General features: G+C 52.1%; 27 protein-coding genes. 9 read left to right on the top strand and 18 right to left on the bottom strand.

Annotated elements, in window-relative coordinates; translation table 11 throughout:
* The gene (gene bioH, locus DBY86_RS09730; protein ID WP_300905472.1) at nucleotides 1-744 is read right to left on the bottom strand and encodes a pimeloyl-ACP methyl ester esterase BioH; all 744 of its coding nucleotides are present in this window, start codon (nucleotides 742-744) and stop codon (nucleotides 1-3) included.
* On the opposite strand from bioH, the gene DBY86_RS09725 reads away from it, so the two are divergent.
* From DBY86_RS09725 to ruvA, 5 genes are all read left to right on the top strand, one after another.
* A complete protein-coding gene (locus DBY86_RS09725; RefSeq protein WP_107819849.1) occupies nucleotides 743-1468 on the top strand; it encodes a ComF family protein in 726 nt (241 codons plus the stop codon). The genes bioH and DBY86_RS09725 overlap by 2 nt on opposite strands.
* Nucleotides 1469-1532: 64 nt before the next feature.
* Nucleotides 1533-1997 (top strand): tRNA (uridine(34)/cytosine(34)/5-carboxymethylaminomethyluridine(34)-2'-O)-methyltransferase TrmL, encoded by a 465-nt coding sequence (trmL, locus tag DBY86_RS09720; protein WP_002218664.1) that lies wholly within the window; start codon nucleotides 1533-1535, stop codon nucleotides 1995-1997.
* A 128-nt stretch (nucleotides 1998-2125) separates the two neighbouring features.
* Nucleotides 2126-2845 (top strand): septal ring lytic transglycosylase RlpA family protein, encoded by a 720-nt coding sequence (locus tag DBY86_RS09710; RefSeq protein ID WP_107819820.1) that lies wholly within the window; start codon nucleotides 2126-2128, stop codon nucleotides 2843-2845.
* A gap of 61 nt (nucleotides 2846-2906) precedes the next feature.
* Nucleotides 2907-3233 carry a PepSY domain-containing protein gene (locus tag DBY86_RS09705; protein WP_107819819.1) on the top strand — a complete coding sequence of 109 codons (327 nt, stop codon included), beginning with the start codon at nucleotides 2907-2909 and terminating at the stop codon, nucleotides 3231-3233.
* Between the two features lie 81 nt (nucleotides 3234-3314).
* Complete coding sequence (gene ruvA, locus DBY86_RS09700) at nucleotides 3315-3899, top strand: Holliday junction branch migration protein RuvA (protein WP_002228925.1); 585 nt, start codon at nucleotides 3315-3317, stop codon at nucleotides 3897-3899.
* Here the strand turns inward: ruvA and DBY86_RS13410 are convergent.
* Nucleotides 3879-4016, bottom strand: a complete 138-nt coding sequence (locus DBY86_RS13410) for a hypothetical protein (RefSeq protein ID WP_199901087.1) — start codon at nucleotides 4014-4016, stop codon at nucleotides 3879-3881. The genes ruvA and DBY86_RS13410 overlap by 21 nt on opposite strands.
* A gap of 44 nt (nucleotides 4017-4060) precedes the next feature.
* On the opposite strand from DBY86_RS13410, the gene DBY86_RS09690 reads away from it, so the two are divergent.
* From DBY86_RS09690 to DBY86_RS09670, 4 genes are all read left to right on the top strand, one after another.
* Nucleotides 4061-5917, top strand: a complete 1857-nt coding sequence (locus DBY86_RS09690) for an ABC transporter ATP-binding protein (protein ID WP_107819847.1) — start codon at nucleotides 4061-4063, stop codon at nucleotides 5915-5917.
* 4 nt (nucleotides 5918-5921) lie between these two features.
* Nucleotides 5922-6845: a ribosome small subunit-dependent GTPase A gene (gene rsgA, locus DBY86_RS09685; RefSeq protein ID WP_107819818.1), complete on the top strand. Its 924-nt coding sequence runs from the start codon at nucleotides 5922-5924 to the stop codon at nucleotides 6843-6845.
* Nucleotides 6846-7090: 245 nt separating this feature from the next.
* Nucleotides 7091-7315: an exodeoxyribonuclease VII small subunit gene (locus DBY86_RS09675; RefSeq protein ID WP_002228918.1), complete on the top strand. Its 225-nt coding sequence runs from the start codon at nucleotides 7091-7093 to the stop codon at nucleotides 7313-7315.
* Nucleotides 7299-8195, top strand: coding sequence for a polyprenyl synthetase family protein (locus DBY86_RS09670; protein WP_107819816.1), 897 nt, complete (start codon nucleotides 7299-7301; stop codon nucleotides 8193-8195). Before DBY86_RS09675 ends, DBY86_RS09670 begins: the two co-directional genes overlap by 17 nt.
* A gap of 108 nt (nucleotides 8196-8303) precedes the next feature.
* Here DBY86_RS09670 and DBY86_RS09665 read toward each other — a convergent pair whose 3' ends face one another.
* The 16 genes from DBY86_RS09665 to DBY86_RS09595 form a co-directional block, all read right to left on the bottom strand.
* Nucleotides 8304-8603 (bottom strand): DUF2818 family protein, encoded by a 300-nt coding sequence (locus tag DBY86_RS09665; RefSeq protein ID WP_107819815.1) that lies wholly within the window; start codon nucleotides 8601-8603, stop codon nucleotides 8304-8306.
* A gap of 111 nt (nucleotides 8604-8714) precedes the next feature.
* Nucleotides 8715-10160 (bottom strand): NADH-quinone oxidoreductase subunit NuoN, encoded by a 1446-nt coding sequence (gene nuoN, locus DBY86_RS09660; protein WP_107819814.1) that lies wholly within the window; start codon nucleotides 10158-10160, stop codon nucleotides 8715-8717.
* Between the two features lie 9 nt (nucleotides 10161-10169).
* Nucleotides 10170-11666 (bottom strand): NADH-quinone oxidoreductase subunit M, encoded by a 1497-nt coding sequence (locus DBY86_RS09655; RefSeq protein WP_107819813.1) that lies wholly within the window; start codon nucleotides 11664-11666, stop codon nucleotides 10170-10172.
* Nucleotides 11667-11910: 244 nt separating this feature from the next.
* The gene (gene nuoL / locus DBY86_RS09650) at nucleotides 11911-13935 is read right to left on the bottom strand and encodes an NADH-quinone oxidoreductase subunit L (RefSeq protein ID WP_107819812.1); all 2025 of its coding nucleotides are present in this window, start codon (nucleotides 13933-13935) and stop codon (nucleotides 11911-11913) included.
* An 84-nt stretch (nucleotides 13936-14019) separates the two neighbouring features.
* The gene (gene dcm, locus DBY86_RS09645) at nucleotides 14020-15264 is read right to left on the bottom strand and encodes a DNA (cytosine-5-)-methyltransferase (RefSeq protein ID WP_107819811.1); all 1245 of its coding nucleotides are present in this window, start codon (nucleotides 15262-15264) and stop codon (nucleotides 14020-14022) included.
* A gap of 80 nt (nucleotides 15265-15344) precedes the next feature.
* Complete coding sequence (locus DBY86_RS09640; protein ID WP_107819810.1) at nucleotides 15345-16052, bottom strand: Eco47II family restriction endonuclease; 708 nt, start codon at nucleotides 16050-16052, stop codon at nucleotides 15345-15347.
* Between the two features lie 29 nt (nucleotides 16053-16081).
* A complete protein-coding gene (gene nuoK / locus DBY86_RS09635; protein ID WP_004519135.1) occupies nucleotides 16082-16387 on the bottom strand; it encodes an NADH-quinone oxidoreductase subunit NuoK in 306 nt (101 codons plus the stop codon).
* Nucleotides 16384-17055, bottom strand: a complete 672-nt coding sequence (locus tag DBY86_RS09630; protein WP_107819809.1) for an NADH-quinone oxidoreductase subunit J — start codon at nucleotides 17053-17055, stop codon at nucleotides 16384-16386. The genes nuoK and DBY86_RS09630 overlap by 4 nt, the downstream gene beginning before the upstream one ends.
* A gap of 35 nt (nucleotides 17056-17090) precedes the next feature.
* Nucleotides 17091-17798, bottom strand: coding sequence for a hypothetical protein (locus DBY86_RS09625; protein ID WP_101115931.1), 708 nt, complete (start codon nucleotides 17796-17798; stop codon nucleotides 17091-17093).
* Nucleotides 17799-17828: 30 nt separating this feature from the next.
* Nucleotides 17829-18308, bottom strand: coding sequence for an NADH-quinone oxidoreductase subunit NuoI (gene nuoI, locus DBY86_RS09620; protein ID WP_002218650.1), 480 nt, complete (start codon nucleotides 18306-18308; stop codon nucleotides 17829-17831).
* 59 nt (nucleotides 18309-18367) lie between these two features.
* Complete coding sequence (locus DBY86_RS09615; RefSeq protein WP_107819808.1) at nucleotides 18368-18706, bottom strand: hypothetical protein; 339 nt, start codon at nucleotides 18704-18706, stop codon at nucleotides 18368-18370.
* A gap of 49 nt (nucleotides 18707-18755) precedes the next feature.
* Nucleotides 18756-19832: an NADH-quinone oxidoreductase subunit NuoH gene (nuoH, locus tag DBY86_RS09610; RefSeq protein ID WP_003681683.1), complete on the bottom strand. Its 1077-nt coding sequence runs from the start codon at nucleotides 19830-19832 to the stop codon at nucleotides 18756-18758.
* A 2-nt stretch (nucleotides 19833-19834) separates the two neighbouring features.
* A complete protein-coding gene (nuoG, locus tag DBY86_RS09605; RefSeq protein ID WP_107819807.1) occupies nucleotides 19835-22096 on the bottom strand; it encodes an NADH-quinone oxidoreductase subunit NuoG in 2262 nt (753 codons plus the stop codon).
* 58 nt (nucleotides 22097-22154) lie between these two features.
* Nucleotides 22155-23450, bottom strand: a complete 1296-nt coding sequence (nuoF, locus tag DBY86_RS09600; RefSeq protein WP_107819806.1) for an NADH-quinone oxidoreductase subunit NuoF — start codon at nucleotides 23448-23450, stop codon at nucleotides 22155-22157.
* Entirely contained in the window at nucleotides 23426-23548 is a 123-nt protein-coding gene (locus DBY86_RS13995) for a hypothetical protein (RefSeq protein ID WP_300905467.1), read from the bottom strand. The genes nuoF and DBY86_RS13995 overlap by 25 nt, the downstream gene beginning before the upstream one ends.
* A 61-nt stretch (nucleotides 23549-23609) precedes the next feature.
* Nucleotides 23610-24185, bottom strand: coding sequence for a cold shock domain-containing protein (locus DBY86_RS09595; RefSeq protein WP_107819805.1), 576 nt, complete (start codon nucleotides 24183-24185; stop codon nucleotides 23610-23612).
* Nucleotides 24186-24271 lie beyond the last annotated feature (86 nt).

Raw genomic sequence — 24271 nt, 5'->3', positions numbered from 1 at the left:
TCAAACCCCTTCAACAAAGTCGCGGTACAGCGCGGCAAACGCTTCCGCGTGGCTCAAAAACGGCGCATGCGCCGCCTTTTCCATCACAACCAACCTGCTGCCCTTCAAACGGCGGTGCAGATATTCACCCATGCGCGGCGGCGTAATCGCGTCTTTGCCGCCGAACACCAGCAGTACCGGAACATCTATCTTGTCCAACAAATGCCGCGCATCCGCCCTTTCCGCCGCGTTCAAAGCTTCCTGTAAGGCTTGAGGCGTGCCGCACTGTGCCAAATCGGGCAGGATTCTGCCGATGATTTCGGCGGCATCAGGCGTGTGCAGAAGCTGGAGTTGTAGAAACTGTTTGATATGTTTGGCATAATCCAAACGGAACGCACCGACCATTTTGCCCAGTGCAGGCGCGGCAAGCCCTTCGGGATAGTCTTCGTCAGCCATCAGTCGGGCGAAACTCGCCGTCAGGCAGAGCGAACGGACTTTTCCGGGATGGCGGGCCGCCAGATACAGCGCAACCAATCCGCCGAGCGACCAGCCGAGAATGTCGGCCGGCGTATCGATTTGTGCGGCAACCGCGTCGGCGGCTGCCTCAATATCGAAGTGTTGCACAAAGGGCGCGTCGCCGTGTCCGGGCAAATCGGGTGCGCACACCGCCCATTCCGCAGGCAGACGGGGCATCAGGTCGTCGAACACATGGCGGTTCGCCCCCCACCCGTGTATCAGGTAAACTTTTTTGACGGCATCAGGCATGAATTTTCTCTCTTGTTGGCGGCGCATCGCAGACGCGGCAGCAGTCAGACACTGCGTATTATGCCACGATTCATCAGACGTTTCAGACGGCATCTGCGCCGGCTGCGCGGCGGATTTGGCGGCATACCGCACCGACGCGGCAAACAGCTGCCCCCTGTGTTTCAGACACATCCAAGGCGGATCAGCGTGCGGCATTTGCCAAAGAAAACCGCCCGCATTCGACCGGATGTGGGCATCGCTGCATTACGAACCGCCCGTCAGCAACATGATACGCGCGCTGAAGCACTTGGCTGATTTGGGCATGGTGCAGCCGCTGGCAGACCTGATGATGCAGAATCCGCCCGACCGGCTTGCAGACGAATGTTTCGATTTCGTCCTGCCCGTACCGCTAAGCAGGGAGCGGCTGTTGCAACGCGGCTTCAACCAAAGTGAAAGCATCGTCGGGTTGTTGGCACAACGCTACGGCTGGCGGATACTGCCCCGACACACCGTATTCCGACACCACCGCCCGCCGCAAAGCACGCTTAAAGGCAGCGACCGACTGAAAAACATCAAAAATGCCTTTGAAATCCGCACGCCGATACCGGAAAACTGTAATATTCTGTTAATCGACGATGTCTTTACCACCGGCGCGACGCTGGACGAATTGGCAAAGACACTGAAAAAATCGGGCGCGAACCGAATCTGCTGCTGGACGCTGGCACGCACGCCAATGAAAAAATAACTAAATTTTTTGACACCCCATCCGCCTTGTGGCAAGGTTACGCGCCTATAAGTGATTGATATTTATGTTTACCATCGTTTTATACCAACCGGAAATCCCCCCGAACACAGGCAACATCATCCGCCTGTGCGCCAATACCGGCGCGGATTTGCACCTTGTCAAACCGCTCGGCTTCCCATTGGATTCCGCCAAAATGAAACGCGCCGGGCTCGACTACCACGAGTTCGCCAGCCTGACGGTGCACGAAAACTTCGACGACTGCCTCAAGGCACTCGCAGGCAGGCGCATTTTCGCACTGACCACCAAAGGCACGGCGCGCCCCGATGAAACCGCGTTTCAAAAAGGCGACGTTTTATTGTTCGGGCCGGAAACGCGCGGACTGCCTGCCGACATTCTCGACAGCCTGCCCGCCGCGCAAAAAATCCGCCTGCCCATGCAGCCCGGCAGCCGGAGTATGAACCTTTCCAACACCGTCGCCGTGATTCTCTTTGAAGCATGGCGGCAACACGGTTACGCAGGCGGCGTTTGAACGCAGGTTCATGCCGTCTGAAAACCGTTCGGATACATTCCGAACCGCCGTCCGCAGCGTGCGGCGGTTCGGAACGTGTCCGTAGGGCATGATGCCCATTCGTCTTCAACTCAAGAACGGAACACGTTTTGACTTTAACCCGAAAAACCCTTTTCCTCCTCACCGCCGCATTCGGCATACATTCCCTTCAGACGGCATCCGCCGACGCAGTGGTCAAGGCAGAAAAACTGCACGCCTCCGCCAACCGCAGCTACAAAGTCGCCGGAAAACGCTACACGCCGAAAAACCAAATCGCCGAGTTCACGCAAACCGGCAACGCCTCATGGTATGGCGGCAGATTTCACGGCCGCAAAACTTCCGGCGGGGAACGATACGACATGAACGCCTTCACCGCCGCACACAAAACACTGCCCATTCCCAGCTACGTCCGCGTAACCAATACCCGTAACGGGAAAAGCGTCGTCGTCCGCATCAACGACCGCGGTCCCTTCCACAGCAACCGCATCATCGACGTATCCAAAGCGGCGGCCCAACAATTGGGCTTTGTCAGCCAAGGTACGGCACATGTCAAAATCGAACAGATTGTCCCGGGTAAATCCTCACCGACTGCCGAAAACAAAGACATCTTCATCGACTTGAAATCCTTCGGTACGGAACGCGAAGCACAGGCATATCTGAACCATGCCGCCCAAAACTTCGCCGCTTCATCATCAAGCCCGAACCTCTCGGTTGAAAAACACCGTTACGAATACGTCGTCAAAATGGGCCCGTTTGCCTCGCAGGAACGCGCCGCCGAGGCCGAAGCGCAGGCGCGCGGTATGGTTCGGGCGGTACTGACCGCCGGTTGACGGTTATTTGATACCTTATTAATATCCCCATTTTCCAACCCCTGATTTACAAGGGCAAAATATGAACTTCAAACACCTTCTCTTGACCGCCGCCGCAACCGCACTGCTGGGCATTTCCGCACCCGCGCTCGCCCACCACGACGGACATGGCGATGACGACCACGGACACGCCGCACACCAACACAACAAACAAGACAAAATCATCAGCCGCGCCCAAGCCGAAAAAGCAGCGTTGGCACGCGTCGGCGGCAAAATCACCGACATCGATCTCGAACACGACGACGACCGTCCGCACTATGATGTCGAAATCGTCAAAAACGGACAGGAATACAAAGTCGTTGTCGATGCCCGCACCGGCCGCGTGATTTCCTCCCGCCGCGACGACTGAATTTGATACAATCCGTGCCGTCTGAAGCCCGAACCGGTTTCAGACGGCATTTTGCACCCGACACTTCAGGATTCGGCACACATGATCAGCAGACTGACCGGCAAACTGGTTGAAAAAAACCCTCCGCAAATCGTCATCGATGTCAACGGTGTCGGCTATGAGGCCGACGTATCGATGCAGACCTTCTACAACCTGCCGCCCGTGGGTGAAAGCGTACAACTGTTTACCCAGCTTATCATTCGGGAAGACGCACATCTTTTATTTGGTTTTGCCACTGCGGAAGAACGCAAGACCTTCCGCCAACTGATCAAGGTCGGCGGCATCGGCGCGAAAACGGCTTTGGGCATTTTGTCGGCGATGACTGCCGACGAACTGGCGCGGGCGGTTGCCGAAGAAGACGTGAAACGCCTCTCCTCCGCCCCGGGAATCGGCAAAAAAACCGCCGAACGTATGGTTTTGGAACTGCGCGGCAAGCTGGTCGCGCATACGGTAACAGACGGGCTGTTTGCCGCCGCACCCGCCGCCGACGAAACGGAAGACATCGTCAGCACGCTGCTTGCGCTGGGTTACAGCGAACGCGAAGCAAAAGCGGCGGTCAAAGGCGTTCCGAAGGGGACGGACGTGGGCGAAGGCGTGCGCCTTGCCTTAAAAAACCTGCTGAAATAATGCCGTCTGAAGGCGGCGCGGCGTTTGCCTGCCGAAACCCTGCGTTTCCGCCCCGCGCTGTCTTCCCGACGGCTTTTCCCGTAAAATGGCGTTATTGTCCTTCCTTTCAGACGGCATTGTGTTTGATGCCGTCTGAAACTGTTTTACCGAAATCGAAAACAATGTTGAACAAAATATTTTCCTGGTTCGAGTCCCGAATCGACCCTTATCCAGAAGCCGCGCCGAAAACGCCTGAAAAAGGACTGTGGCGGTTTATCTGGAGCAACATCAGGGGCTTGCGCAAATGGATTGCCGTTTTGGCAGCATTTACCGCAGGCATCGGCATCATGGAAGCCCTGCTGTTTCAATTTATGGGCAAAGTCGTGGACTGGCTCGGCAAATACACGCCCGCAACCCTGTTTGCCGAAAAAGGCTGGGCTTTGGCGGCGATGGCGGCGATGATGGTATTTTTCGCCCTCTGGACCTTCCTCGCGTCCAACGTGCGCCTGCAAACCCTGCAAGGCGTGTTCCCCATGCGCCTGCGCTGGAACTTCCATCGCCTGATGCTGGGACAGAGCCTCGGCTTCTATCAGGACGAATTTGCAGGACGCGTGTCCGCCAAAGTCATGCAGACCGCGCTGGCGTTGCGCGACGTGGTGATGACGGTTGCCGACATGGTCGTGTATGTGCTGGTGTATTTCATCACGTCCGGCGTGATTCTGATTTCGTTCGACGGCTGGCTGCTGCTGCCCTTTATCGGCTGGATGATTGGATTCACCCTGATTATGCGTTTCCTGATTCCCAAGCTCGGCAAAACCGCCGCGCGTCAGGCGGATGCGCGCTCGCTAATGACCGGCCGCATTACCGATGCCTATTCCAATATCACCACCGTCAAACTCTTCTCCCACGGCGCGCGCGAAGCGGCCTACGCCAAGCAGTCGATGGAAGAATTTATGGTGACGGTACACGCCCAAATGCGTTTGGCGACGCTTCTGCACACCTGCAGCTTCATCGTCAACAGCTCGCTGACCGCCTGCACGACCGCTCTGGGCATCTGGCTTTGGTATCACGGGCAAGTCGGCGTCGGCGCGGTTGCTACCGCCACCGCGATGGCGTTGCGCGTCAACGGTTTGTCGCAATACATCATGTGGGAATCCGCCCGATTGTTTGAAAACATCGGCACCGTCGGCGACGGCATGGCGACCCTGTCCAAACCGCACACCATCCTCGACAAGCCAAACGCCCTGCCGTTGAAAGTGTCGCAAGGCGAAATCAAGTTCGAACACGTCGATTTTTGCTACGAAGCAGGCAAACCGCTGCTCAACGGCTTCAACCTTACCATCCGACCGGGCGAAAAAGTCGGCTTGATCGGACGCAGCGGCGCGGGCAAATCCACCATCGTCAACCTGCTTTTACGCTTCTACGAACCGCAAAGCGGCACGATTTCGATCGACGGCCAAACCGTGGACAGCGTGACCCAAGAAAGCCTGCGCGCCCAAATCGGTTTGGTCACGCAAGACACCTCGCTGCTGCACCGTTCCGTGCGCGACAACATTATCTATGGTCGCCCCGATGCAACTGATGCCGAAATGATTTCCGCCGCCGAACGCGCCGAAGCCGCTGATTTCATCCCTAACCTTTCCGATGCCAAAGGACGGCGCGGCTACGACGCGTATGTTGGCGAACGCGGCGTGAAACTCTCCGGCGGTCAACGCCAGCGCATCGCCATCGCGCGCGTCATGCTCAAAGATGCGCCGATTCTGCTGCTCGATGAAGCCACCAGCGCGCTCGACTCCGAAGTCGAAGCCGCCATCCAAGAAAGCCTCGACAAAATGATGGACGGCAAAACCGTCATTGCCATCGCCCACCGCCTCTCCACCATTGCCGCGATGGACAGGCTCGTCGTCCTCGACAAAGGCCGCATCATCGAAGAAGGCACACACGCCGAACTCCTCGAAAAACGCGGGCTTTACGCCAAACTCTGGGCGCACCAGAGCGGCGGTTTCCTCAGCGAACACGTCGAGTGGCAGCATGACTGAACCGATGCCGTCTGAACACCCGTTTTCAGACGGCATTTCCACACCCAACCCCAAAGAAACCATGAACGACACCTCCCAAATTACCGCCGGCTACGGCCGCCGCTACATCGTCCGCACGCCCGACGGCACAACCTACGAAGCCAGCACCCGCAAAAAACGCGTCGATTTCGCCTGCGGCGACCGCGTCCGCATCAGCCCCGTCAACGCCGAACAAGTTGTGATTGAAGATTTTTTACCGCGCCAAAGCCTGCTCTACCGCCAAGACGCGTGGAAAACCAAACTCATCGCCGCCAACGTTACCCAACTCCTCATCGTAACCGCCGCCGTCCCGAGTCCGAGCATGCGGCTGCTACAGCGCGCCCTGCTTGCCGCCGAAGCCGCCGGCATCCGCGCCGTCATCGTCCTGAACAAAGCCGACCTGCCCGAAACCGCCCTTTGGCGCGAAAAACTCAAATTCTACGAAACGCTGGGTTATCCCGTCATCGAAACCCGCGCGCTGGAAAACGCCGACAGCCTGCGCCCCGTCCTGCAAGGGCACAGCAACATCCTGCTCGGGCAGAGCGGTATGGGCAAATCCACCCTGACCAACGCCCTTTTGGGCAGCCAAACCGCCCGCACCGGCGACATCTCCACCGCGCTCGATTCTGGCAAACACACCACCACCCACGCCCAGCTTTACGATTTAAACGAAGCAACCCAATTAATCGACTCCCCCGGTTTGCAAGAATTCGGCCTGCACCACCTCCAAGCCGCCGATTTGCCACGCTATTTCCCCGATTTCCGCCACCTTGTCGGGCAATGCCGCTTCCACAACTGCACCCACCGCGCCGAACCCGGCTGCGCCTTCAAAGCCGCCGCCGGAACCGGGGCGGCACATCCCGAACGCCTCGCCTTTTTGCAGGGCATCACCGACGAACTGCTCGGGTAACGCCTTGCCGCCCGGGCGGAAAAAATGCCGTCTGAAGCCGGATTCGGGTTTCAGACGGCATCCGTTTTGCAAAAATGCTACAATCCGCTTTTTACCGGAACACCCGAAACTATGTTCCAACACACAGGACGGCACATAAAGCACCGCCCTATGTATCGTCCTGATTTTGAAGGGGTACTCCCCTCCCAAATAAAGTCTGATCCTGCCGCCCTAAAGGACGGGGTTTCAACCGAAAAGGAAATACGATGAAGAAAAACGCCCCGAAATCGTTTGAAGAGGCATTGTCTCGACTTGAATCGCTGACGCAGTCTATGCAGGGCGAAATGCCCTTGGAAGACGCGCTTGCCGCCTATCAGGAAGGCAACGAGCTGGTCAGGTACTGCCAAACCAAGCTGGCCCAAGTCGAACAGAAATTACAGGTTTTGGATGCGGACGGGCTGAAGGAGTTGAACCTTGAATCCGACGAATGATTTGAAAACGTGGCAGCTTAGGACGCAGGCGCAAACAGAGCTGCTGCTGGAACGCTTTTTGCCGTCTGAAAACGAAATCCCGCACACGCTGCACGAAGCGATGCGCTATGCGGCTTTGGACGGCGGCAAGCGTCTGCGCCCGATGCTGGTGCTGGCGGCTTCGGAATTGGGCGGGGCCGTGGCGGATGCGGTCGGACAGGCAATGGCGGCAATCGAAATGATTCACGTCTATTCTTTGGTTCACGACGATATGCCGGCGATGGACAACGACAGCCTGCGGCGCGGCAAACCGACCTGCCACATCAAATATGGCGAAGCCACCGCGCTACTGACCGGCGACGCTTTGCAAACCCAAGCCTTCGACGTGTTGAGCCGTCCGACAGAACTGCCCGCCACACGCCAGTTGGCGATGTTGTCGGTGTTGGCGAAAGCAGGCGGCAGCGCAGGTATGGCGGGCGGTCAGGCAATCGATTTGGCGAATGTCGGCAAACAAATGGTTCAAGCCGATTTGGAACAGATGCACAGCCTGAAAACGGGTGCGCTAATCCGTGCGGCGGTTTTATTGGGGGCGACGGCGTGTCCCGATCTGTCCGACGCGGAACTTGCCGTATTGGACGCTTACGCGGCAAAACTGGGGCTGGCGTTCCAAGTCATTGACGATGTGTTGGATTGTGAAGCGGACACGGCGACTTTGGGCAAAACGGCGGGCAAAGATGCAGACAACGACAAGCCGACTTATGTAAAACTGATGGGCTTGGAAGCGGCGCGCTCATACGCACACAAACTGGTTGCCGAAGCAGTCTCGCTGCTCGAACCCTTCGGCGGCAAAGCCCTGCGCCTGCGGCAGTTGGCAGAATTTGCAGTCGCCCGCAAATATTGAAACCGGCGTATATCGCCGATTGAAACGTGCCGGCACAGCAATGCCGGCCGACACTTGAATGAAACAAATGCCGTCTGAAAGGATTTCAGACGGCATTTCTATGCCTGCCTATTCCCTGTTGCGCGTGTGCCAAAAATAACGCCGCACGAAACACGGGAAGGCGAAAATGAGGTACAGGCAGACGACGGTGGCGTAAAACTCCCAACCCTGATTGTGTACCGCTCCCGCACGGGATTCGAGGATGTAGGCAAGAACGGCGGTCAGCGCAAAACCTGCCGCCAGCTCGATCAGGTGGTGTCCGAAATGTTTGCGCTTGAGCGGTACGATGCCGAACAGCCTGGTCGTGAGGAAGGGGGCGTTGGCAAAAATCAAGGCAAGCAGCAAAAGGATGTACATGGATGCGGTCATGGCGGGCTTTCTGTTTTGGCGTTGTCGGCGGCGATGCCGTCTGAACTGCGTTGCGGAACGGCATATCTTAACAAAAACGGCAGCCTCTGACACGGCTGCCGTTGCGGCGGGTTACAGCGTGTTTTCCAACGCCTTGGCGCACCAGTCGATAACGGTTTGCGGCATAATGCCCCACAGCACCAACAGCAGCGCGTTGACGCTCAAAAGGAATTTTGCGGCATTGTTGCCGCCGACGGTGGGACGGGCGCGGCCGGATTCGTCAAAATACATGACTTTGACCACGCGCAGATAGTAGAACGCACCAATCAGCGACATAATGACGGCAAATACAGACAACCAAACATAGCCTTGTTTCAAGAGTGCCATAATCACGCCGAATTTGGCGTAAAAACCCATCAGCGGTGGAATGCCCGCCATAGAGAACATAACCAGCAGCATCAAAAAGGCAAGCCATACGCGGTGTTGGTTCAACCCTGCCAAATCGCTGATGTTTTCGCACTCGTTGTCCCCGTCCGACAACACCATCAACACGCCGAACCCTGCCGCCGCCATCAGCGCGTAGGTAATGGCGTAATACAGCCCCGCCGCAAAGCCGACCGCGCCCGCCATAAACGCCAGCAGGATAAACCCCATATGCGATACGGTGGAATAGGCGAGCATACGTTTGATATTGGTCTGCATGATGGCGGCAAGGTTGCCGACCAGCAGCGAGGCGGCGGCAAGCAGGGCAAACATCAGAGACCAGTCATGATGCACGGTTCCCAGCCCGGTAACGAGGATGCGGAAAGCGAAAACGACGGCGGCGACTTTCGGGGCAGTGCCGACCAAGGCGGTAACAGAAGTGGGCGCGCCGTGATACACGTCGGGCACCCACATATGGAACGGCACCGCGCCGAGTTTGAACGCAACGGCGACGACGATAAACACCAGACCCAGTTTCAACAGCCATTCATTGGCTTCTTCATTGAAGGAAGAGGCGAGCACGCCGGCAAATTCCAGCGAACCGGTTGCGCCGTAAACCATAGAAATACCGTAGAGCAGCAGGCCGGATGCCAGCGCGCCCAAAACAAAATATTTCAAGGCGGCTTCGGCGGCAAAGCCGGAATCGCGGCGCAGGGCAATCAGGGCGTAAAGGGCAAGCGACAAGAGTTCCAAACCGATATAGGCAGTTAAAAAATGCCCCGCGCTCACCATCACGCTCATGCCCAAGAGGGCAAACAGCGACAGGGTGTAAAACTCGCCTTTGAAAATACCGCGCACTTGGTTGTAGGGCTTGGCATAAACAAACAGGGCAAACGTCAAGGCATATAAAACCATTTTTGCCAAACGCGACATACCGTCTGCAATATACATGCCGTTGAACGAAGACGTGCTGCCCTGTTCCCAAACGGCAAGCTGCACCACAGCCGTAACCGCCACCGTTGCCAACGCGCCGTAATGCGTCCAACGGCGTTTGTCATCACTGACCCACAAGTCTGCCAGCAACAATAACACCAGCAGCGACAGCAGCGCGACTTCGGGCAGTGCGGGCATCAAATTCAAATCAGACCAATTCATTTACACACCTCACATCTTGCTTTGCGCTACATGGGCAATCAAATCGTTTGCCGCCTGATGCACCACTTCGATAAACGCGTTCGGATACAAGCCCATACCCAATACCGCAACCGCCAAAACCGCCAGAATCGCAAACTCGCGACAGTTGATGTCTTTCATTTCGGCAACGTGCGGATTGTGGATCGCGCCGTAAATCACGCGCTTGTACATCCACAGGGTATAAGACGCGCCGTAAATCAGCGTCATAGCCGCCAACGCGCCTACCCAGAAATTCACTTTAACCGCGCCCATAATCACCATAAACTCGCCCACGAAGCCGGAAGTTGCAGGCAAACCGGCATTGGCCATACCGAACAACATCATAAACGCCGCAAACTTAGGCATCACATTGACCACGCCGCCATAATCGGCAATATTGCGGGTATGCAGGCGGTCGTACATCACACCGATGCACATAAACATCGCCGCCGACACGAAACCGTGGGAAATCATTTGAATGATTGCACCTTTCAACGCCCAGTCGTCCAACTGCCCGTCAACAAACAAAAACATCCCAAGCGTTACAAAACCCATATGGCTGATGGACGAATACGCCACCAGTTTCTTCATATCGGTTTGCACCAAAGCCACCATACCGATGTAAATTACGGCAATCAGGCTCAATACGATGATCACAGGGGCAAAATAGCGTGCCGCATCCGGCATAATCGGCAAGATAAAGCGCAAGAAACCATACGCACCCAGCTTCAGCGTAATCGCCGCCAACACCATCGAACCGCCGGTCGGCGCTTCAACGTGGGCATCCGGCAACCAAGTGTGCACAGGGAACATCGGCACTTTTACGGCAAATGACAGGAAGAACGCTGCAAATAAAAGCTGTTGTACGCCCAACGGAATCTGTTTGATGTTTTGGAAATCGACAATAGAAAAGCTGCCTGTTTGATAGTACAGGTAAACCATAGCAACCAGCATCAAGAGCGAACCCATCAGCGTATAGAGGAACAGCTTGACCGACGCATAGACGCGACGCGGGCCGCCCCATACACCGATAATCAGGTACAGCGGAATCAGCATACCCTCAAAGAACACATAAAACAGAATCGCATCCTGCGCGGCAAACGCGCCGTTAATCAAACCCGACATCATCAGGAATGCCGCCATATACTGCGCCGGACGTTTCTGAATGACTTCCCAACCGGCCAATACCACCAACAGCGTAATAAACGCATTCAAGATGATAAAGAGCACTGAAATACCGTCCACGCCCAATTGATAGTTGATTTTCAGAAGCGGAATCCACTCGTGGAACTCGGTAAACTGATAGCCGCCGCTCAAACGGTCGAAACCGGTAAACAGGGGCAGCGTTACCAAGAAACCAGCAAGCGCACCCATAAAGGCAAGCACACGCGCCAGCGGCGCACGGCTGTCCTTACCGGTCGCCAAAACCAGCACACCTGCGGCGATGGGTATCCATATTGCCAAGCTGAGTAGGTAGTTGGAAAACATAATGGTTAACCTGTGGTTAAAATAAAAATATCGTTATATGGGTTGGTTTTTCAGACGATGTTTTAAGAAGTCGTCTGAAAAAGGTTTGTTCAGGCTTCTGCTCTTTGTCTCAAGCTAATTCTGCCGAGTCTTCCAGCCGTAGGTAGGATTCTCGAATCCGACACGCTGTACTGTTTTCTTTTTCATATCGGATACAAATATCCGACCTACAACTGAAGGTTTCAGACCGTCTGAAACCTCATCCTTATCGGAACAATCCCCAGAAGGTCATACCGAGCAAGACCAATACGCCGAACACCATAGCGGCGGCGTAGGTGTAGATAAAGCCGGTTTGAGCTTTACGCACTTGCGCGGCAATCGCGCCGACCAGTTTGGCAGAGCCGTTGACGATGCCGTTGTCGATAATGGCGGTATCGCCGACTTTCCAGAAGAAAGTGCCCAATGCGCGCGTGCCTTTGGCGAAAACGTTGAAATACAGGGCGTCGAGGTAGTATTTGTTTTCAAACAAAACGTAAACCGGACGGAACGCCTGTGCAATTTTGGCTGGCAGGTGCGGCAGTTTGACGTACAGAAGCCATGCGCTCAAGACACCTGCGATAGCGAGGTAGAGTACGGGCGAATGCAGGCTGTGCGACACCATTGCCAATGCGCCGTGGAACTCTTCTTTCATGATGTGCATGGTCGGATGCGCGTCGGCGTTGACGAAAATCACGTCTTTGAAGAAATCGCCGTAAAGCATAGGCTCGATGGCGATGTAGCCGATGATGACGGACGGAATCGCAAGCAGAATCAGCGGCAGGGTAACGACCAGCGAACTTTCGTGCGGATTGTCGTTTTTACCCAAGCCGTGATGTTCTTCGCCATGGCCGTCTGAATGGTGTTCGGGCAGGCTGCGCCATTTTTCTTCGCCGTGGAATACCATAAAGTATTGTCGGAATGCGTAAAACGCGGTAACAAACACGCTGGCAAGGACGGCAAAATAGGCAAAGCCGCTGCCCGGCAGGGTGCTGTATTTCGCTGCTTCGATAATCGAATCTTTGGAATAGAAGCCGGAGAAGAACGGCGTACCGATCAGCGACAGGTTACCGATCAACATGGTCAGCCAAGTAATCGGCATGTATTTTTTCAGATTGCCCATGTGGCGCATATCTTGGTCATGGTGCATACCGATAATCGCGCTACCCGCCGCCAAGAACAACAAGGCTTTAAAGAAAGCGTGGGTCATGACGTGGAACATCGCCACGGAATAGGCAGACGCGCCCAGAGCCACGGTCATGTAGCCCAGTTGCGACAGGGTAGAATACGCAACCACGCGCTTGATGTCGTTTTGAATCACGCCCAAGAAACCCATAAACAGGGCAGTAATCGCACCGATTACCATGATGACAGACAACGCAGTGCTACTCATCTCATAAATCGGCGACATACGCGATACCATGAACAGACCGGCGGTAACCATGGTTGCGGCGTGAATCAATGCAGAAATCGGTGTCGGGCCTTCCATCGAATCAGGCAGCCAAACGTGCAGCGGGAATTGCGCCGATTTACCCATCGCACCGACAAACAGGAGCAAACAAGTTACGGTAATCAAAGACCATTCCACACCAGGGAACAGTTGGATGGTGGCATTTTGTACGTTGGGCAGATAGGCGAATACGTCCTGATAACGCAGGCTGCCGCCGAAATAGGCAAGCACCAAGCCGATACCGAGCAAAAAGCCGAAGTCGCCGACACGGTTGATCAAAAAGGCTTTCAGGTTGGCAAATGTTGCGCTCGGACGTTTGAAATAGAAACCGATCAAGAGATACGACACCAAACCCACAGCCTCCCAGCCAAAGAAGAGCTGGATGAAGTTGTTGCTCATAATCAGCATCAACATGCTGAAAGTAAACAAAGAAATGTAGCTGAAGAAGCGTTGGTAGCCGACTTTTTCATCGTGCATATAGCCGATGGTATAGATATGCACCATCAACGACACGCCCGTTACCACGACCATCATCATCGCCGTCATCGTATCGACCAAGAAGCCGACGGAAAAATCCAAACCGCCCATCGTCAGCCAGGTATAGACATTCTCATCAAACTTGGCACGGCTGCCATTGAGGAATCCCCACAGCACATAAGCCGACAGCAAGGCGGACACCGCCACACCGAGTATTGTTACGGTATGCGCGCCGGCACGTCCGATTTTGTTGCCGAACAAACCCGCAATCAGCGAGCCTGCCAAAGGCACGAGGGCGATGGTCAGATATAAAGTCATGTCGTTCATTTGATTGAACCTTTTTTCTTTTTAGGGTTTTAGTCTCTTTTTAAGAGACAGGATGCTTTTTAGCAAATTTCGGTCACCTAAAACTTATGCTTTTAATATTTCAATATCATTTAACAAGCGAACCAGCGAACGTCCAACGGCACATGCCAAATTTACAGGTACCGCATTGCCAATTTGCTTATATTTTGCTGTCTGTGAACCTTCAAAATCCCAGTCATCAGGGAATGTCTGAATCCGTGCATATTCACGTATAGTTAAAGGACGCGTTTCTTCCGGATGACAGCGTTCAGTTTGTTTTTGAGCTGGGGCACAGGTTAAGGTCAAACTTGGCTCGTCCCATGACAGCCGCCTTGCCATACCTGTTTTCCCACCACCTAAAAAATAACTTTTTTGCATATACTCTCGCTGCAGATCATCGGACAAATCACGCCAATAACCGCCAGCAGGTACTTTTGCCATAATTTCTGCCTTACGCATAGGATACTTTTGACCCTCAGAAGCAGGTACATCACTTTCATACAATTCACCTTTTTTTAAAGCATCTCTCAAAGTCAAAATTCGATGATAGGGCGAGGGCCAGTGAAACTGGACTTTTTGCGCTAAATCTTTACGAATACCAATTAAAAACAAACGTTCGCGTTTTTGCGGAACTTTATAAAACACTGCTTTTAAAACACGTGGAGGCACAAGGGAATAACCCAACTCATCAACGACTTGGATAATTGTTTTTAGTGTTTTCCCATCATCGTGCGTCAATAAACCACGTACATTTTCAGCAACAAAGACTTTTGGATTAGTTTCTTTTACCGCACGTGCAAATTCAAAAAATAATGTGCCACGGGTATCCTCAAACCCTAATTGTTTACCTGCATATGAAAATGCCTGACAAGGAAAACCACCTGATAAAATATCAATTTGATTGTAATACGCGTTAAAATCTTGCTCCGCAATATCTCCTTCAACTACATTCCAGTCTGGGCGGTTTTTACGCAGAGTTCTACAAGCAGCCGCATCTAATTCATTTAAAAAAACTGACTGGAATCCTGCTTGTTCCATGCCAATCGCCAACCCTCCTGCACCTGCAAACAATTCCAATAATTTGTAGGGACGTAATGGATGTACTTCGCTTTCCTGCTGCCAATTACTATTGAACAAAAGCTGTGCAGATTCAAATTGTTCCAATTGTTTCCTACTATATACACGATAATTATTATCGCTTTGGCGTTCAGGAATGAGCGTGCCGTTTTTATCCCACCGACGTAAAGTTTCTTTTGAGACACCTAAAATATCGGCAACTTGAGCAATAGTGTAATGTTCAGGAGTGTACATCTTTAACTAAACCTTATTCATGGTTACTATAAAATCACACTGTAATTTAAGTTCCGATTACCGTCAAACCTTATTTATGGTTACTCTGATTTTTTACCATAAATAAAATCAAACTCTCCCTCATTCAGGAATTTAACCACATCACGTTCTGTATTAAATTCTTCAACTAAAATCTCACTGGCAAGCTCAGGTAACAACAAATATAATTCGCGTAAAGCATCAGGATTGTCAGTTAACAAGGTATAAAATGACTTACCATCTATTTGTCTAATTTGCGGATTTTCATCGCGTCTTTGTTTAGTTCTATTATCTGATGGAGTAAATGGTTTATTATAAGTTTTACCATTCTTAGGCAAAATTTCTACATAATAAGTATTCTGAATATTTGAATCATCACGTAGGAATCTGGCTAAATCATCATAAATTGCAATTTTGTGATTGCCTTTAGTAGTATTGTGCTTATTTTTAATTTCGGCAATCAGCTGCTTATCTTTGCAACGAATATCTACAATACTTCCGACACCTAAATCCTCAACGCCATCCAAAGTCCCCAAAATCTTTTGGTGTAACTCACCTATTTGGTTTTGCAACGTTTTTTGAATTTGACGTTTCTTTTCCCCCTCTACCCACTCTGCAAAGGAAATGTCTTTCAATGTACTTTCTAATGAAGCAGAAAAAATGTCCAATGTATTGGCTCGCAAATCTTTATCGGATACTTCAGCTTGATAAGCTTCGATAATGATTGGTTTCAAGATTGCTTTGATCTTATTTCTATCAAATGTTGTCATATATTCTCCTTGTAAATATCACCTAAAAATTACCCTTTCAACTCGTCCAAATCGGCAACGTTGATTGTTTGTCGGTTGCGGTACACCAGCACCATAATCGCCAAACCGATAGCGGATTCGGCAGCGGCAACGGTCAGTACGAAGAATACGAAAATCTGTCCGGCAGTATCGCCCAAATATTGGGAGAAAGCGATAAAGTTGAAGTTCACCGCCAAAAGCATCAGCTCGATGGACATCAGCAAGACCAGCACGTTTTTGCGGTTCATAAAGATACCCATCGCGCTGATACCGAACAGGAGCGCGCCCAATACCAGATAATGCGTCAAGGTAATCATGCTTTGCCCTCCCCTTCCGGCTTGAGGCCGTCTGAAACTTCGCTTTCTTCGGCAGATTCGACTTGCGGTTTGACCGCTTCCATTTTCACCAGGCGCATACGGCCTTGGTCGGCGCGTACTTTAACTTGGTCGGCAGGATCCATGCGTTTCGGATTGGCGGTTTTACGGTGAACCAGCGCAATCGCCGCCACCATACCCAACAGCAGCAATACCGCCGCCAATTCAAACGGCAGCAGGTAGTCGGTATAAATACGGCTGCCCAAATCGCGGATATTGTTGTAATCGGCGGGAATGTCTTTCATCAGACCAAATGCGGCAAGGTCGGTTTTCGGGTTGACCAGAATCAGGATCAGGGCAACCGCCAACAATGTGCCGACCACGCCGGCAACAGGCGCGTGCTGCCGGAAACCGGCGCGCATTTCTTCAATGTCGATGTTCAACATCATCACGACGAACAGGAACAACACCATCACAGCGCCGACGTAAACCACCACCAGCGTCACGCCCAAAAACTCGGCCTGCATCAGCATCCAAAGCATCGCGCTCACGCAGAAGGTCAGCACCAGATGCAAAGCTGCGTGAACAGGGTTTTTAGCGGTGACGGTTTTGAGCGCGCCATAAAGAATTATCACTGCAAAAATATAAAATAAAATCAGTTGGAAAGTCATAGTCTATGCTTTCTTTATTAATCAAAAATATGGTTTCAAGCAGTCTGAAAATCCTGGTTACGCAAACAATCAAACTTAATCAGTTGATCCATATCCGCACAAATCCACGTTGTCGCAATTTTGAATAACAACATTTCTATGTGATACGGTTTTGCTTGTTTACCATAAACTTGTTTCGCCAAATCTTGTAACAACCCACAATATTGATGAAACGAAACGTCTGGTTTCCGATAATTCGGTTTGATATCAGAAAAATGAAACAATACGTTCATATTTCGGATTTCTAGTTCCCTATTTCTACCTTGTGGCTGAAAAAACAAATCTGCATTTGTAAATTTAAACAACAACCAATTCAACGAAAAAATAGCGCGTGAATCATAAATGGCGAATCGCTCACAATCTATAAAAGAAGCCAATTTAGATAATGATGAAATTTTCAACAAACCACTACTCAATTTTCCCGAATTAAGTTCCGATAAAAATTGACGAATAAGCTGGCTATTTTCAGCAGATTGTTTAAAACTTTTAATCCCACCCCATTCACGGATAATCCAATAATGAGTCTTCAAGCTATCATCATTTTGTAATTTTGGGGATAAATTTTCTTTTAAAAAAATATTTTGTTCAAAATTACTTAATCCACTTGGCAACTCAATCGGGCTATTTCTAATTCTAATTTCTTCAAAATTATCTATTGGCTCATGTTCGGCTAAATATTTCAATGCATTAATCAGTCCTTCCATATTTAAAACCTTCCAAGAAGCCCAAAAGCATTAACGATACGGCGCGTCAGCGGCTTTGCGTTTGGCGATTTCGGCTTCGTATTTGTCGCCGATTGCCAATAGGATCGGCTTGGTCATGTGCAAGTCGCCTTTTTTCTCGCCGTGGTATTCAAAAATATGGGTTTCCACAATCGCATCGGTCGGGCAGGCTTCTTCGCAGAAACCGCAGAAGATGCACTTGGTCAGGTCGATGTCGTAACGCTTGGTGCGGCGTGTGCCGTCTTCACGTTCTTCCGATTCGATGTTAATCGCCATTGCCGGACAAACTGCCTCGCACAATTTACACGCAATACAGCGCTCTTCGCCGTTCGGATAACGGCGTTGCGCGTGCAGACCCCTGAAACGCACGGATTGCGGCGTTTTCTCTTCGGGGAAATAAATTGTGTCTTTGCGGGCAAAAAAGTTTTTGAGCGTTACGCCCAAGCCTTTTACCAATTCGCCAAGCAAGAAAGTTTTTACTAAGTTAGCCATATTATTCAACCCATTATCTCAGGGAATATTTTGAGGGCTTCAAGCCGTCTGAAAACCGGTTATTTTAAAAATGAAACGTTGAAATTTGTTTCGCCGCGTTCATCTTCACGCATATGCACATTGTAATGGCGCACCTGACCACAAGCCTGTACCGTCCACACTTCCTCGGACTGTATCCGCCCTTTCACACGTTTGACATCGCTGATTTTTGCATCGATGGCTTTGATGTTTTGGCATAAGAAAGCGGTACTTTCCCATTGCTTGATGACCTTCGCGACATCATTGCGCAAAACATTGTCGCCGCCGAACGCGGTACTTTGACCGCCGTATTGGATACCGCCGACAAGCGCACATGATGCCAAAATGACGGAAGACAATATTGCTGCATATCTCTTCATTTGCTTCATCCTTTCACAAGCCGCATCTGAATCAAGGTTTTCAGACGACCTATTTCCACAAATTCAGCGGCGAAATCATCCACAGACCCAAAATCACAATATAGGCGAAGCCGATGGGAATCAGCACTTTCCAGCCCAAGCGCATGATTTGGTCGTAGCGGTAGCGCGGGAAGGTGGCGCGTATCCACAGATACCAGTACAGCACAGCCGCCATTTTCACGAACATCCAGAATGCGGAAGGCGTGCCGATAAAGCCCCAGCTTTGCGGGAAGGGGGACAGCCAGCCGCCGAGGAACATCAGCGATGTCAGCGCGGCAATCAGAATCATGAAAATGTATTCGGCAAGGAAGAACAGCGCGAACGCGAAGCCGGAGTATTCGACGTGGTGGCCGGCAACGATTTCAGACTCACCCTCTGCCACGTCAAACGGCGCGCGGTTGGTTTCGGCAACGGCGGAAATCAGATAGACGATGAAGATGGGGAAGAGCGGCAGCCAGTTCCAAGAGAATACCGAACCGCCGGCAATACCTTTAGCTTGTGCGGCAACGATGTCGGAGAAGTTCATGCTGCCCGATACCATCACGACGCACACCAGCGCGGCACTCATGGCAATCTCGTAGGAAATGCTTTGTGCGGAAGCACGCATTGCGCCCAAAAACGAATATTTGGAGTTGGAAGCCCAGCCCGCGATGATCACGCCGTAAACCGACAGCGAGGTAATCATCAGGATGTACAAAAGGCCGATATTGATGTTGGTCAGCACCCATTCTTCGTTGAACGGAATCACTGCCCATGCCGCGAAAGACGGGGCAAGCGACATAATCGGGCCGATATAGAACAGGGCCTTGTTTGACAGCTTCGGACGGGTTACCTCTTTAAACAAGAGTTTGAACACGTCGGCAAACGGCTGAATCAGACCCCACGGACCGGTTACGTTCGGGCCGACGCGAAGCTGCATAAAGCCAATGACTTTACGTTCAAAATACGTCAGGTAGGCAACGGTCAGAATCAGCGGAATCAGGATAATCACGATTTTGACGATGACGGATACCACCAAGCCTACGGTGATGCCCAAATCGCCCAGACCGAGCGTTGCGGCAAAGAGGTTTTGGAACCATTCTTGCATGATCAAGCTCCCGCCAGTTCAATAGTGTCCATCAACGCACCCAGCGCGGCATTTTCGGTATGCAGCGGCAGATGCACCACGTTTTCAGGCAAACCGGCATCGGCTTTGACGACAACCGATACGCTTGCGCCGTTTTGTTTGGCGACAGCGGATTGTCCGTCTTGCAGGCCCAAGCGCGCCAATGTGTTCGGATTCACACGCGCGGCAGGCACGGCGGCATGGCTGGTTTCTTGCAACGGTGCGGAACGGCGCACGATAGGATCAGTGTGATAAATACCAACGCCACCGACACGGACGAGGCGGTCTGAGGCCGTCTGAACGCCCTCCCCTGTCCATGTGCTGCGGTTATCCAGTTTGGACGGCAGGCTTTCTGCATCCAGCGCATCTTTCAGAATCGCAGCGGTATCGTGGTATTCAAAACCTTTCAGGTCAAACAGGTTGCCCAATACGCGCAACACTTTCCACAGCGGACGCGAATCGCCGAAGCCTTGTACCACGCCGTGGAAAGATTGCAGACGGCCTTCCATATTGATGAAGCTGCCTGATGTTTCAGTAAACGGCGCAATCGGCAACAATACGTCGCACACGTCCAGCAGCGTTTCGCTGACAAACGGGGTAAACGCCATCACGCTTTTCGCCTGTTTCAACGCGGCCACGGCTTTTGCACCGTCAACCGTATCAATTTCAGGCTCGACATTAAGCAACAAAACTGCCTGTTTTGGCGCATTTGCCATTTCGGCAACGCTCTCGCCCGAGTTCACGCCCAAAACATCCGCACCGACGCTGTTGGCGGCTTGCGGCAAAATACCCAGCACTGCGCCGGTCGCGTCTGCCAGCTCTTGAGCGGCGGTATAAATGGCGGCGTAATCAGGATGGTTTTGCACTTCCGCGCCCAAAATCACCGCTGCTTTTTCAGCGTTTTTCAGGCTGGCGGTAACGGCGTGTTCCGCATTGGCAGACAGGTTTTTCAGACGGCCTGCCCACTCGTCGGGATGTGCGGCTTCTTGAGACAGAAGCGGCATAAACAATTCTTCTTTACTGCCGGCCAATACACTCAATGCCATACGGTCTTTGGCGGCGCGGCGCAGGCGGGCGGTCAGGAGCGGCTGTTCTTTGCGCAAGTTCGCGCCGACTACCAATACGGCATCGTTGTCCGCCAGCGATTCAATGCTTTGTCCCAACCATTGCGCACCTTTAATGCCGTCTGAAAGACGTTTGTCTTGTTGGCGCAGGCGGGTTGCAAAGTTTTTAACACCCAAACCGTCGGCAAATTTCTTCGCCAAATACAGCTCTTCGACCGTATTCATCGGATTGGCCCAAACGCCGACTTGGTTTTGGTTGCCGTCTTTGGCGATACATTCAATCGCGCTGCGGACATATTCCAACGCGGTTTTCCAATCCACGTCCATCCACTCGCCGCCCTGTTTGATTTTCGGGTTTTTCAGACGGCTTTCGTGATATAGGCCTTCGTAGGCAAAACGGTCGCGGTCGGACAGCCAGCATTCGTTGATGGCTTCGTTTTCCAACGGCAACACGCGGCGGACGGTATGGTCTTTGGTTTGCACAATCAGGTTGCTGCCCAAAGCGTCATGGGCGGAAACGGATTTGCGGCGGTTCAATTCCCAAGTACGCGCGTTAAAGCGGAACGGTTTGCTGGTCAATGCGCCGACAGGACACAAATCGATGACGTTGCCTGACAATTCGGTTTCCACTGCTTTGCCGATAAAAGGCATGATCTCGGAATGTTCGCCGCGGTTGGCCATGGCGATTTCCTGCAAACCGGCGATTTCTTCAGTGAAACGCACGCAGCGGGTACAGTGGATACAACGGCTCATTTCCTCGGCGGAAACCAAAGACCCCATGTCTTTGCCGACGACGGAACGTTTTTCTTCGGTGTAGCGGCTGGTGGTTTTGCCGTAGCCCATCGCCAAATCCTGCAACTGGCATTCACCGCCTTGGTCGCAGGTCGGACAATCAAGCGGATGGTTGATGAGCAGAAACTCCATCACACCTTCTTGCGCCTCTCGGGCTTTTGCCGAATGCGTACGCACAATCATGCCGTCTGTAACCGGCGTGGCACAGGCGGGCAGAGGTTTGGGGGCTTTTTCCACGTCCACCAGACACATACGGCAGTTGGCGGCGATGGAAAGTTTTTTGTGGTAACAGAAATGCGGGATATAAGTACCGAGCTTGTGCGCGGCTTCAATCACCGTCGCGCCCTGCTCCACAGATACCTGTTTGCCGTCGATTTCGATTTGTAACATGGTTCGTTCCTAGTTACGGGTATTTGATAAATCATTCTTTTGGATGCCGTCTGAAAACTCAGCACCACTTATTCGGCTTCATCGGCCCGCCGTGCTCAATGTAATGCACAAATTCATCACGGAAATGCTTGGTAAAGCTGCGGACGGGGAAGACGGCGGCGTCGGCGAGGGCGCAGATGGTGCGGCCTGCCATTTGGTTGCCGACGGAATCCAGCAAATCCAAGTCTTCCATGCGGCCTTTGCCTTCTACAATGCGGTGGACGATGCGGTAGAGCCAGCCAGTGCCTTCGCGGCAGGGGGTGCATTGGCCGCAGGATTCGTCGTAGTAGAAGTAGCTTAACCGTTCAAGGGCTTTGACCATGCACACATCTTCGTCCATCACGATAATCGCGCCGGAACCGAGCATGGAGCCGGCTTTGGAAATCGAGTCGTAGTCCATATTGGTCTGCATCATGATGTCGGCAGGCAATACGGGCGCGGACGAACCGCCGGGAATAACGGCTTTGAGTTTTTTGCCGCCGCGCATACCGCCCGCCATTTTCAGGATTTCGGCAAACGGCGTACCCAATGGCACTTCATAGTTGCCCGGACGCTCGACATGGCCGGAAATACAGAACAATTTGGTACCGCCTGCATTCGGAATACCTTTATCGGCAAATGCCTGTCCGCCATCACGGACAATGAATGGGACGGAGGAAAAGGTTTCAGTATTATTAATGGTGGTCGGTTTGCCGTACAGGCCGAACGAAGCAGGGAATGGCGGTTTGAAGCGCGGCTGGCCTTTTTTGCCTTCCAACGATTCAAGCAATGCGGTTTCTTCGCCGCAAATATATGCGCCGTAACCGTGGTGGGCGAAGAGTTCAAATTCAAAATCCGAACCCAAAATATTTTTACCCAAAAAGCCTGCGGCACGCGCCTGCTCCAAAGCAGCTTCAAAGCGTTGGTAGCCTTCGAAAATTTCGCCGTGGATATAGTTGTAGCCGGCTTTCGCGCCCATCGCGTAACCGGCAATAATCATGCCTTCAATCAGTGCATGGGGATTGAACATAATAATGTCGCGGTCTTTAAATGTACCCGGCTCGCCTTCGTCGGTATTGCAGACGACGTATTTTTCGCCCGGGAAGGAACGGGGCATAAAGCTCCATTTCAAACCGGTCGGGAAGCCCGCACCGCCGCGCCCGCGCAAGCCGGAGGTTTTGACTTCGTCAATCACGTCGGTTTGCGAGATGTTTTCGGACAAGATTTTACGCAGGGCGGTATAGCCGCCGCGTTTGACGTATTCGTCCAATGTCCAGCAATCGGGATTGGCGGTATCCACTTGGTCAAAAATCACGCCTGATTGGTAAATAGCCATTTTTGGTGTGCCTGTTTGTTTTCGTATCGGTTGCGGCTGCCTGCCGTCTCAATGTTCCTGATGCCGTCTGAAACGGTTCGTCTGTTTTCAGACGGCATTTTCCTGTCTTCGTTTAATCTGAACCAAACCTGTGTTTGTTCTTCCCGTCATCAATCAAAATTACCATCCGCTGCACATATTTTCACACGGAATGCCGTCGCCATCGCCGTCCATCTTGGTATCGGAACAGTTCCTTACAAACCATTTGGCTTCTTCGCACGAAGTCATTTGTGGGCAATATTGCCTGCCGTCGCAACGGTATGGGCTGCTGTCGGGCTGCTGCCGTTTTATTTCGGGCAATACTTGTGTTTTAACCGGCGTATTTTCCTGTTTCGGAGTCAGCTTCTCTGACGCATATTGATACGCCTTATAGCCGATTGCCGAAACAAGCAGCAAACCGACCAACAAAGACAGCACAACCCGAACAATCGAAGTGGGAGATTCCTCGTCTTTTCGATGTTTCTTGCGGTACACGGGAGAAACTGCGCGCTCCCGATTCAGATAGCGTATCTGTTTTGCAGAAAATCTTCCCTTGCCGTCTGAAACCACTTCAAAACCAACCACCTCGTTAATTTCAGGACGTGGGTTTCTTGGGGAAAAGTCGGAAATATGGCAGAAAATTTCTTTGTTACCGCCATCTATCCGTATAAAACCATAACCTTTTTCGTCATCCCATTTAACAATTACCCCCCTCATCAACCACTCCTTTTTTATTGTTACTTTTTAAAATCACAATTTAGAATTTTGGAATAACCGTTTAAATTTGATTACAAACCCGGCTG

The organism is Neisseria bergeri (genome assembly GCA_003044455.1).
GTDB classification, from domain to species: Bacteria; Pseudomonadota; Gammaproteobacteria; order Burkholderiales; family Neisseriaceae; genus Neisseria; species Neisseria bergeri.
Note: the sequence above shows the minus strand (reverse complement) of the source record. Positions and strands in the feature narration are given on the sequence as shown.

Excerpts from the sequence above, each read along its gene's own strand:
- DBY86_RS09725 (WP_107819849.1), top strand. The coding sequence starts at position 743 with ATGAATTTTCTCTCTTGTTGGCGGCGCATCGCAGACGCGGCAGCAGTC.
- bioH (WP_300905472.1), bottom strand. The coding sequence starts at position 744 with ATGCCTGATGCCGTCAAAAAAGTTTACCTGATACACGGGTGGGGGGCG.
- trmL (WP_002218664.1), top strand. The coding sequence starts at position 1,533 with ATGTTTACCATCGTTTTATACCAACCGGAAATCCCCCCGAACACAGGC.
- DBY86_RS09705 (WP_107819819.1), top strand. The coding sequence starts at position 2,907 with ATGAACTTCAAACACCTTCTCTTGACCGCCGCCGCAACCGCACTGCTG.
- ruvA (WP_002228925.1), top strand. The coding sequence starts at position 3,315 with ATGATCAGCAGACTGACCGGCAAACTGGTTGAAAAAAACCCTCCGCAA.
- DBY86_RS13410 (WP_199901087.1), bottom strand. The coding sequence starts at position 4,016 with ATGCCGTCTGAAAGGAAGGACAATAACGCCATTTTACGGGAAAAGCCG.
- DBY86_RS09690 (WP_107819847.1), top strand. The coding sequence starts at position 4,061 with ATGTTGAACAAAATATTTTCCTGGTTCGAGTCCCGAATCGACCCTTAT.
- rsgA (WP_107819818.1), top strand. The coding sequence starts at position 5,922 with ATGCCGTCTGAACACCCGTTTTCAGACGGCATTTCCACACCCAACCCC.
- DBY86_RS09675 (WP_002228918.1), top strand. The coding sequence starts at position 7,091 with ATGAAGAAAAACGCCCCGAAATCGTTTGAAGAGGCATTGTCTCGACTT.
- DBY86_RS09665 (WP_107819815.1), bottom strand. The coding sequence starts at position 8,603 with ATGACCGCATCCATGTACATCCTTTTGCTGCTTGCCTTGATTTTTGCC.
- nuoN (WP_107819814.1), bottom strand. The coding sequence starts at position 10,160 with ATGAATTGGTCTGATTTGAATTTGATGCCCGCACTGCCCGAAGTCGCG.
- DBY86_RS09655 (WP_107819813.1), bottom strand. The coding sequence starts at position 11,666 with ATGTTTTCCAACTACCTACTCAGCTTGGCAATATGGATACCCATCGCC.
- nuoL (WP_107819812.1), bottom strand. The coding sequence starts at position 13,935 with ATGAACGACATGACTTTATATCTGACCATCGCCCTCGTGCCTTTGGCA.
- dcm (WP_107819811.1), bottom strand. The coding sequence starts at position 15,264 with ATGTACACTCCTGAACATTACACTATTGCTCAAGTTGCCGATATTTTA.
- DBY86_RS09640 (WP_107819810.1), bottom strand. The coding sequence starts at position 16,052 with ATGACAACATTTGATAGAAATAAGATCAAAGCAATCTTGAAACCAATC.
- nuoK (WP_004519135.1), bottom strand. The coding sequence starts at position 16,387 with ATGATTACCTTGACGCATTATCTGGTATTGGGCGCGCTCCTGTTCGGT.
- DBY86_RS09630 (WP_107819809.1), bottom strand. The coding sequence starts at position 17,055 with ATGACTTTCCAACTGATTTTATTTTATATTTTTGCAGTGATAATTCTT.
- DBY86_RS09625 (WP_101115931.1), bottom strand. The coding sequence starts at position 17,798 with ATGGAAGGACTGATTAATGCATTGAAATATTTAGCCGAACATGAGCCA.
- nuoI (WP_002218650.1), bottom strand. The coding sequence starts at position 18,308 with ATGGCTAACTTAGTAAAAACTTTCTTGCTTGGCGAATTGGTAAAAGGC.
- DBY86_RS09615 (WP_107819808.1), bottom strand. The coding sequence starts at position 18,706 with ATGAAGAGATATGCAGCAATATTGTCTTCCGTCATTTTGGCATCATGT.
- nuoH (WP_003681683.1), bottom strand. The coding sequence starts at position 19,832 with ATGCAAGAATGGTTCCAAAACCTCTTTGCCGCAACGCTCGGTCTGGGC.
- nuoG (WP_107819807.1), bottom strand. The coding sequence starts at position 22,096 with ATGTTACAAATCGAAATCGACGGCAAACAGGTATCTGTGGAGCAGGGC.
- nuoF (WP_107819806.1), bottom strand. The coding sequence starts at position 23,450 with ATGGCTATTTACCAATCAGGCGTGATTTTTGACCAAGTGGATACCGCC.
- DBY86_RS13995 (WP_300905467.1), bottom strand. The coding sequence starts at position 23,548 with ATGCCGTCTGAAAACAGACGAACCGTTTCAGACGGCATCAGGAACATT.
- DBY86_RS09595 (WP_107819805.1), bottom strand. The coding sequence starts at position 24,185 with ATGAGGGGGGTAATTGTTAAATGGGATGACGAAAAAGGTTATGGTTTT.